This window comes from Kandleria vitulina DSM 20405, from assembly GCF_000702065.1.
GTDB lineage: Bacteria > Bacillota_I > Bacilli_A > Erysipelotrichales > Coprobacillaceae > Kandleria > Kandleria vitulina.
Map to the genome: position 1 here is coordinate 1 of NZ_KL370860.1, position 9,380 is coordinate 9,380.

The 9,380-nt window shown below is 39.0% G+C and carries 8 protein-coding genes and 1 rRNA gene; all 9 read right to left on the reverse strand.

What is annotated here, in order from left to right:
• Positions 1–140, reverse strand: a 16S ribosomal RNA gene (locus T513_RS0111215); the annotation flags it as partial.
• 278 nt (positions 141–418) lie between these two features.
• Positions 419–733 carry a PTS lactose/cellobiose transporter subunit IIA gene (locus T513_RS0111220; RefSeq protein ID WP_029071099.1) on the reverse strand — a complete coding sequence of 105 codons (315 nt, stop codon included), beginning with the start codon at positions 731–733 and terminating at the stop codon, positions 419–421.
• 82 nt (positions 734–815) lie between these two features.
• Positions 816–1,619: a Cof-type HAD-IIB family hydrolase gene (locus tag T513_RS0111225; RefSeq protein WP_031590150.1), complete on the reverse strand. Its 804-nt coding sequence runs from the start codon at positions 1,617–1,619 to the stop codon at positions 816–818.
• Positions 1,620–2,084: 465 nt separating this feature from the next.
• A complete protein-coding gene (locus T513_RS11860; protein WP_080703165.1) occupies positions 2,085–5,927 on the reverse strand; it encodes an Ig-like domain-containing protein in 3,843 nt (1,280 codons plus the stop codon).
• Positions 5,928–5,995: 68 nt separating this feature from the next.
• Positions 5,996–6,469, reverse strand: a complete 474-nt coding sequence (locus T513_RS0111235) for a hypothetical protein (RefSeq protein ID WP_051654448.1) — start codon at positions 6,467–6,469, stop codon at positions 5,996–5,998.
• Between the two features lie 65 nt (positions 6,470–6,534).
• Complete coding sequence (locus tag T513_RS0111240; RefSeq protein ID WP_031590153.1) at positions 6,535–7,338, reverse strand: hypothetical protein; 804 nt, start codon at positions 7,336–7,338, stop codon at positions 6,535–6,537.
• 156 nt (positions 7,339–7,494) lie between these two features.
• Positions 7,495–7,722: a hypothetical protein gene (locus tag T513_RS0111245; RefSeq protein ID WP_031590154.1), complete on the reverse strand. Its 228-nt coding sequence runs from the start codon at positions 7,720–7,722 to the stop codon at positions 7,495–7,497.
• A 534-nt stretch (positions 7,723–8,256) separates the two neighbouring features.
• The gene (locus T513_RS0111250; protein WP_031590155.1) at positions 8,257–8,880 is read right to left on the reverse strand and encodes a hypothetical protein; all 624 of its coding nucleotides are present in this window, start codon (positions 8,878–8,880) and stop codon (positions 8,257–8,259) included.
• Positions 8,881–9,043: 163 nt separating this feature from the next.
• Positions 9,044–9,380, reverse strand: a 337-nt coding sequence (locus T513_RS0111255) for a hypothetical protein (RefSeq protein ID WP_031590156.1), incomplete at its 5' end; no start/stop codon positions are given.

Below are 9,380 nucleotides of genomic sequence, written 5' to 3' on the forward strand. Positions count from 1 at the left end.
CTGTTGTCCCCCTCGGAGGGGCAGGTTACCTATGTATTCCTCACCCGTTCGCCACTGGAATCCGAAGATTCCCGTTCGACTTGCATGTATTAGGCACGCCGCCAGCGTTCATCCTGAGCCAGGATCAAACTCTCCATTGTCTATCAATGGAGCCATCTTTTGGCTCTTGTTAATTGCTTGCTTGTTTTATTTGCGAGTGTTTTCTCACTCATCTATTTGACGTGTTTCTGTTCAGTTTTCAATGTTCAGGCCACTCGGCTCTCGCTGAGTGCTCACTTATATTATCATCACCTCTCCTCTTTGTAAAGCATTTTTTGTCTATTTTTTTAAAAAATCTCTCAGATCGCCATTTTGGGCTATTTAAAGTGGGGTTTTTTATTAAAACAAACAAAAAAAGGCTACGTACGTAGCCTCGTTTTTATTTTCCTGCCATTTTTTTGTAAACATCTACAAATTCAGCTGCTAAATCAATAACTACTAAACCGCACATTAAATGATCCTGGGCATGAACCATCAATAAGCTTAATGGAGCTTTTTCTCCACGAATTTCAGCCTGAATCATTTCAGTCTGAGAATGATGTGCTTCATTTACTGATTCTTTTGCATTCTGAAGAGATTCGTCTGCTTTGTCAAAATCTCCTGCTTTTGCATACTGAATTGCTTCGATTGCTGAGCTTCTTGCACTACCAGCGTTAACAATCAAATTAATGACTAACTGTTCCTGTTCATCCATCTTATAATATCTCCTTTAAAAATTTTCTCAGAATAAATCTGCTTTTATATTATATCATAATTGAGAGCGATTTCAAACCCTATCAACGCTGATTTATCATGCCAAAATGCTGCAATGCAAATTGTATGCCTTCATCCTCAATATTTGCTGTTACATAATTGGCAACTTTTTTTAATTCTGGCACTGCATTTCCCATCGCAATTCCAAGAGACACCTCTTCAATCATCTCTAAATCATTTCGTCCATCACCAAAAGCAATAGTATCCTTCATATCTCTATGCATCGCTTTTACAAGCTCCATAATACCTTTGGCTTTCGATGTACCTCTAAGCGTCAAATCAAAAGAATGACGAGAACGATGTCGCTGAATATCGAAATATGGTGATAATTTTTCAATCATCACAGGAATATCATCTAAATTATTACAATAGATCATTCCGATATAGCTTTCAATATGGTAAGGATCAAAATGATCGACGCAGATTTCATCTTTCATTCCCCACTTATTGGCAAAATGAACATGGGTTGGATCATGACGATCCTTTATATAAATATAATCATTGCTTTCAAAATAATAATTCATATCATATTGTGAACAAAGATTCATTGTTTCCATAATCGCTTCTGGCTCAATGACAGTCTTATATAAAGTTTTGCCCTTATAAGAGACATGTCCCCCATTGCATGTTACGTAGCCACTAAAAGGATATGATGATACCCCATCTACAATAAAGCATTTACATCTGCCCGTAGACAAAAAGACATCATGTCCATTGCTCTTTAGTTCATCCATAGCTACCTTGGATGCATCTGTGATTTCATATATATCTTTATTGACATCAATTAAGGTTCCATCAATGTCAAAAAAGAACATCTTATTATCCATGCGTATTACCTCCAAAGACTACATTAACATAAAAAAAAGAAGATATCCAAGGATATCTTCTTCGAATGTAACGTAATGATTAGTCAATGATTTCAGAAACGTTACCAGCACCAACTGTTCTACCACCTTCACGGAGCTTATTGACTTTTTTTCTTAATTTCCAACTTATCAAATCGCCTGTTTATAGGCTTTTTCTATATCTTATATCGTCACCATTTTTAGTTTTCGAAAAATTTGACGACACTTTCGTTATAAAACAAAAGGAAAATAATTTCTACAATTATATTTGATCTCCATAACATCAATCTGTTTGCTGCACAAGATTATCATTTATAATTATAAAAATGCCAATCTTGTACTTATTCACTTTTCACTTACATTATATACTCAAAAAAACTCCCCCAATACCCATTTCTGGATACCGAGGGAGCTTAAGAGATAAACTCATGAAACACTTAATTATCTTTATTTCACTGTTACCTTTACTTTTTTCATCTTGCCATTGATAGCATATACATAAATAGTACATGTACCTTTCTTAATTCCCTTAATCTTACCACTCTTGCTTACTGTTGCAATACTACTGTCAGATGTTCTGTATCTGAACTTAGCTCCATGACTCTTAGGAAGAAGCTTCTTGTTCTTGTTGACAAGTGTTATCTTTGCCTTGATCTTAGCAGTCTTGCCAACCTTTACAGTGAACTTGCTCTTTGTAAGCTTCAGAGCTTTTGGATTGGTGTACTTAACACTCTTTGTTCCTGCAAGATGTGCTGTGATAGTTTTTGCAATTATTTTCTTCTTGCCATTTACCATCTTGTAAGCATATACCTTTACATAGAAGTTCTTCTTATGATTAATCTTCTTTCCGTTAATCTTTGCTACTGAAGTCTTAGTTGTTGTATTCTTCTTTATTGTCTTTACCGGCTTCTTTGCCTTGCTTCCACAATAACGAACATAAACATCATATCCATCAGCTTCATTAACCTTAGTCCAGCTTATCTGAACCTTATTATTCTTCTGGGTTACAGATTTAAGATTAATAGTTGCCTTCTTTATAGTAGTTTCAACTGAACCCTTTGGTGCTTTTTCACTACCATCATCCTTATGGTTATCATCACCCTTGATGTAATAGTAAATCTTATATGTTCCGGCATCTGTAGCTTTAGGTATATCCTGCTGCCACTTTCCGTCGGTTCCCAGACGATACATAAGAGTGCCGCCTTCTGTCTTTCCGGCTTTTACAAGCGCTTTTGCTTTTCCGTCATATACAAGACCTGATACTGCTGTAACTTCTCCTGATGAATCTGACTTAGTTACAGTAAGCTTTCCTTCTACAGTTGTAATGTCATAGTTGTCTGCGATTGTACCTTCATTAAGTGAATATGTAAATGTATTTGCTGATTCACCAGCAAGTGTCTGGCTTCCGGTTACATCATATGTAGCACCTTCGCCCTCTGCAAAACCATCTTCTGATACAGTAATTTTATCATTAGAAAGAGCCTTGCCATCATATACTTTTGTATCCTTTGCTGATGTCATTGTAACTCTTCTCTTATTGATTGTAAGAGTACCTGTCTGTGGTATTACACTGAACTGATCTGATACATCATTTCCATCAGCATCCTTAACTATAGGTGTTCCGATAACATTTACAACATATTCACCTGCATTTGTTCCGGTTACTTCTGCTGACATGCCGGTTACTGTATAAGTCTTTCCATTTGATGCTGTAAAGCTGGTTACTACGCTTTCACCAGTGCCTTCTCCTGCTTTTCCATCTATTGTGTAACCACTGACTGTCTTTTCTTTTCCGTCATACTTTTCAGTTCCACTATTGGCTTTAAGTGTTACTTCATACTTGGTATTTCTATTAGTAACAGTAAGTGTTCCAAAGGATGGAGTAATATCATAGTTATCCGCCTTTGTACCTTCATTTAAAGTATAAGTAAAGTCATTCTTAGATGAACCAACAAGTGTTCTTGTTCCTGTAACATCATAAGTTGCACCTTCACCTGTAACGAATCCATCACCAGTTACAGTTACCTCATCATTTGTAAGCGCATCACCATCATATTCTTTCTTATCAGAAGCTGATGTGAGTGTTACACTTCTCTTATTGATTGTAAGAGTACCTGTCTGTGGTATTACACTGAACTGATCTGATACATCATTTCCGTCACTGTCCTTAACCACTGCTGTTCCACTTACACTTACGGTATAAGAACCTGCATCGGTTCCTGAGCCTGCTGCTGTAAGTCCGGATACTGTATAAGTATTTCCTTCAACGGTAAATGTATCTGTTTTAAATCCGGTTACTTCATGACTCTGGCCATCATACTTTAATTTACCACTCTTTGCCTGTGGTGATATCTGATATTTAGCATCACGGCTTGTTACTGTAAGGGTTCCCTCTGTCTTTGTAATGTTATAGTTTGCTTTCTTGGTTCCGGTATTAAGTGTATATGTAAATGCATTTGCACTACTTCCTACAACCTTCTGAGAACCAGTTACACTATAGGTTGCTCCTTCGCCTTTAGCAAATCCATCTCCGGATGTTGTTACAGTATTATCAGTTAATGCATTACCATCATAGGTCTTTGAAGCAGTTGCTGATGTCAGAGTCACATTTCTCTTATTGATTGTAAGGGTTCCATCAGATGTACTTACAATAAACTGTTTTGTCAGATCATTGTTCTTTGAATCCTTAACCACTGCTGTTCCGGTTACTTTTGCTGTATAAGATCCGGCATCAGTTCCCTTTACAGTTGCCGTAAGTCCTGAAACAGTATATGTAACACCGTTAAATGTGAACGTTGTCTGAACGAATCCTGAAACAGATTTCTCTGTTCCATCGTAAGTTACTACATCACTATTTGCAGTTACAGTGATTTCATATTTCTTATCATCGCCTTCTTCATCTGTACGATCAGTAACTGTAAGAGTTCCTTCTGTCTTTGTTATTTTATAGTTACCTGCAGTCGTTCCAGTCTTTAATGCGTAATCAAATGTATTTTTTGAATTGCCTGGAAGAGTCTGAGTTCCTGTAACATTAAAGTTTACACCTTCTCCGGTTACAAATCCATCTCCACCTACTGTTACATTGATATTGGTAAGTGCAGTTCCATCATAGGCCTTAGTTGCTGTTGCTGATGTGAGCGTTACACTTCTTTTGGCTATCGAAGCAGTTACACATTTTGCCTCTGTGAAGTTTTTCTCACCTACATAAGCACGATACCATACATAATATGTACCGGCATTCTTACCCTTTGGTACTGTGTCACTCCAAGTTCCTGTAGGAGCCGTAGTTGCACTTTCACCAATCTGGTACTGCATGGTTCCAACCTTTGCTTTGCCCGAAGTTACAAGTGCCTGCTCTGTTCCATTATACTTAAGCTCATTTGCCGTCGGAGCTGTCTTAACCTCTGCAGGAGCTATGGTAAGTTTGATTTCCATTGAACCTGTCTGGGTTGTCGTTTCGATTGAATAATTAACTGTTGCAGTTGCCTTATTATCTCCGGTACCAACTGTCAGCTTTGCAGTATAATCTCCCTTTTCTGTCGGAGCTGCATCAAGCTTGGTATCGCCTTTATAGTATTCTATATCACTTTCCTTTACAGAAAGCCCTGTAGCTTTGTTAAACGCTGCGAGTTTTTCTGCATCAAGTGTTGCGGATGCACTTAGGGAATCTGTATCTTTCTTCTTTTTCGGTGCATTAAGAGTAAGAGAAACCTTTTTATCTGTCAGGTCACAGTTTCCTACTGTACTTCCACATGTAGCAGTAATGGTTGCACCCTCTGCGTCATATGTAAATTGATGACCATGAATCATCAGTGTAATAGTCATTGTTTTCTGCATAGGTGCTATCGTAAATGTCCAGCTGTCATCGGTAATACCTGTAGCAGCCTTATATCCATCACCTTCTGCAACATTTATTTTTACTGTATAAGTACCCTCTGCCGTTGGTGCACCACTAAGCTTTGTATTACCGTTATAATACTCCACTGTAACTTCACCCATGCCTTCAGACTCTGCTGAAACGGTTGCCGCTTTGGCCTGACCGTCATATATGAGTGAAGTTGGGGGTGTAAATGTGAAATCACCAGCACTAGGTGTTTTCTTTATTGTAAGCGAGATTCCCATAGTACCCGTTCCGGTTTTCGCATCATCCATTTCGGGCGTAATTGTCTTAGTCGCCGTTTCCGCATGTACTGTACTCACAAATGGCATTCCCGGCAGGAATCCACTTATGATAAGTACCAGCGAAAGAAAAGCCGAAAGTATGGATCTCACTATCCTTCTTTTCGTCATGGAATTACCCTCCTGTCTATCGTATTACCGCCTAACTATATTTTTACATGTGTCTTCTACTGATTGTTTCAATTCACATTCAGAGTAAGTTCCACATTCGATCCGTTAAGCGGCGACTTATCTTGTAATCTAAAGCACTCATATTTGAGTGTTGCGGTGTATTCACCACTTTCTAATTCTTTGCTTAATTTAATGCTCTTAACATGCTCTCCCGGCTCTATCATTTCGGAAGTCCAGAGAACTGTTTCTTCTCCAACATTTCCTTCTTTACCGCTTGCCGTATCCGCACCGTACTTTATCACCAGACTGATACGGAAGTAGCAGGTATTCTCCTTTGGATTATAGAAGTTCACACTCTGCTTTTTTGTTCCTGCCTTTAATTCAAGACTTTCATATCCGGGAATGGAAATGTTGGAATTCATCTCAATTTTGCTGTAATCCTTTTCGGTCTTTTGCTCCACTTTTCCCGAGCAACCTGACAGAGAGCATATAAGTATGATCATCAGAAAGACCGCGAGGATTCTATTTGATTTTCTGTTCATTTATTCACGACCTTTCTGTATCTCACCCCTCCGAGCCGCAGCCCGCAAGAGCAGACTAATTCTTGTTAATTCTCGTAGCCATACACCTCAATCGATGTGACGCCATCCATAGCACTTGTACTTTCTACGATACCCTCATCAGTAGCATGTATCTCAAATGGTGCCTCGGTATCCGTGATAGGCGTTTTGGCATTTTGGATGAATACGCATTTGGTGATAGTGTATCCTTCTTTCGCTGTAACAGACAGGGAACCTTCGTTAAACCAAAGCCATCCAAATCTAGCATTGTAATTCGTAACGTTTGTGGCTGTAACACTAACTACTCCACTTGTAGTTTCACTGTAGGTAGAGCTACCTCCGAAAGTGAGGGTGGTCAGCAGTGTCTCTACTTTAACAGCGTCTTCCACCTTCGCCGTAAAGATCACGGTGTCCTTATATTCTCCGGCAGGCTTGTCTGTATAATCCTCAACCACAATGCCAAAAGGTGCTTCATAATTACCGGTGTTTAAATCTTCTGCACTGATTTCCAGTGAAGTCGTAGCCGTTGCATCAGCATATGATTTTTCCTGTTCTGTAGCTGAAGCCATCTTGTATGCTATGGCATTCTCGCCTGATTTGAGATTCCACTCATTTGCAGATGCTGCCGTCACTGTCAGCTTTTTACTGCTGTCAAATGTATCGCCACTCTTTACCTTTGCGGTAATTCCATCTGTTGCATTCCAGCCCTTTTGTTCTACCGTCAAAGTTGCCGGAATGGTAATTGTGTAATCCGTACTGTTTTCCGCTGCTTTTACCGGAACACTTATTCCAAATGTTCCTATCGCAAGTGTTGCTGCAAGTGCGAATGTTGTGAATTTCTTCATCTTCATAAGTTCTACCTCCTATTTTGATTTTTTGGACTTTTACAATCCATTTTTTAACTTATTCTTTTAATCTAATTTCAATATACCAATTTTACTAGTTTGTGACAATCAAAACACAAGAAGCATTTTAAATATCATATCTAAAATTAGTCATCCTGCTAATTACCAGATCGGATTGTAGAAATTCACATTCTGTTTCTGCGTCTCTGCCTTAAATTCAAGGTTTTCATATCCGGGAATGGAGATGTTGGGATTCTCTACGATGTTACTGTAATCCTTCTTAGGGTTATCTGCATTTCCAACAGAATTACCCGAACAGCCGGTGAGAGTTCCAAGAGCTAATATGACTATCAGAAAAGCCGCAAGGATTTTATTCAGTTTTCGTTTCATCTGCTCACGACCTTTCCTCATCATCGTTGCTGTTCAAGCTCACACGTGGCGTGAGGCCACAGTGAGTGCATGGGGGGTACTGCTTCGGCACATAGTAGCCTTTATATCCGGTCAGACCCTTATCTCCGGCATCGTAATACTGTGGAACCTCTTTTGTTGAACCATTGTTCAGCGCAACCATTACTTGACCATGCATACTTCCGCCGGCATAGAACACAGCGCAGTTACTGCCGGTCTCGGTGGCTTTGGCCTGAGCCAGGGCAATTGCCTGTGTGGCCGTGAGTACTTGCGCATTGTAGTAATCTGAAAGTCCATTCCAATATTTATCGTAACCGGCACCGCAACCGCCCTCTACAATTCGGCATATAATTTCTTTGCCTTTGCAAAGATGTTTTCCGGTTTTCCTTCCACATTTCCACCACCTTTTCGCTCAAACACCATAATCATAAACATGTTTTAATACAGACTGTCATTCTATATTCAAAACGACAGTCTGACATAAGCCATACACAAACTGTTTCTTCCTGATGACTTTTAACCCTCGTAAGTCTCAAGCAAAGTTCTAACCCATTCTCTTGCTTTTTCCTCAGATAATTCCGCAAAAGTTTCACGAGCCTCAAATACATTTTTTACAGTTTTTCCATTTTGATTTTTCCAAAAATGATCTTCATTGCAATCAACCTCAAGATTCATCAAATAAACTCGTTCCACGTCATATAGTTCTACCAAAACTTCGCTTTTAGATGCTAAACCTATCGGAATATAGTACTCCATACCTCCTCCTGGCTCACATTTCGTTCCAGCACAATACGCTTCTGTATCCACAATTTTATCAATAAACTTCCCATTATTATCAATAATCTGTTTTTTCACAGGTCTTTTATATAAATAATCCTGTTCTTTTGAATCTTTGCTTATCTTCCTAATCTTAAACTGTACTCTTATATTCGGCTTGACAGGTAATGCTAATTTTGCTTTAGCTGCATATGTCGAATAGTAACAGCTTTGCGTACAGTAAAAATCGCTCTCCTTTTTAATATTCTGGATGAACACCTCCTCATGTTCTCTATGGCCTTCAATCCATTTTTGATATTCATCAAGACTCATATACCTATAAAACACATCATTATCTAAAAATCTATACTTTTCCTCATCCATACTAATTCTTCCTGCATTTTATGATATTTTAATCTGTGAGCATACGATTCTTTCTGTCTATCTCGTTGAAACATATAGAAACATAATCACATTCCACTTTGTTTTTGTCCCACCGAACCACACACCGCAGTTCGGCAGGACAAAGTTCATCTGAACAATTGTACTACTGTACTACGTAAGTCTCGTTTGGATCAATCTGTGCGGTAGCCGAAACCCAAGAGCCACCCTTATCAGAGCCACCCTTATCATTGATGAATCCATCGCTACCGAATGTCGCATAACCACTATGTATCTTTATAGTATTCGGATATTTCGCAGCCATATCGTTCCATGTGTCGCCTTCATAAAACTCCACCACAAGACTTTGATGGGTATATGGTCCTGTCAGAGTAAAACTGTGGAGTTGTCTTGCTGTCTCCACCTTCGCCGTAAAGGTCACGGTGTCCTTATATTCTCCGGCAGGCTTACTACTATAATCTTCTACTATGATGCCCATAGGA

Coding starts and splice junctions, on each gene's coding strand:
- T513_RS0111220 (WP_029071099.1), bottom strand. CDS start 733: ATGGATGAACAGGAACAGTTAGTCATTAATTTGATTGTTAACGCTGGT.
- T513_RS0111245 (WP_031590154.1), bottom strand. CDS start 7,722: ATGAAACGAAAACTGAATAAAATCCTTGCGGCTTTTCTGATAGTCATA.
- T513_RS0111240 (WP_031590153.1), bottom strand. CDS start 7,338: ATGAAGATGAAGAAATTCACAACATTCGCACTTGCAGCAACACTTGCG.
- T513_RS11860 (WP_080703165.1), bottom strand. CDS start 5,927: ATGACGAAAAGAAGGATAGTGAGATCCATACTTTCGGCTTTTCTTTCG.
- T513_RS0111225 (WP_031590150.1), bottom strand. CDS start 1,619: ATGGATAATAAGATGTTCTTTTTTGACATTGATGGAACCTTAATTGAT.
- T513_RS0111250 (WP_031590155.1), bottom strand. CDS start 8,880: ATGGATGAGGAAAAGTATAGATTTTTAGATAATGATGTGTTTTATAGG.
- T513_RS0111235 (WP_051654448.1), bottom strand. CDS start 6,469: ATGAACAGAAAATCAAATAGAATCCTCGCGGTCTTTCTGATGATCATA.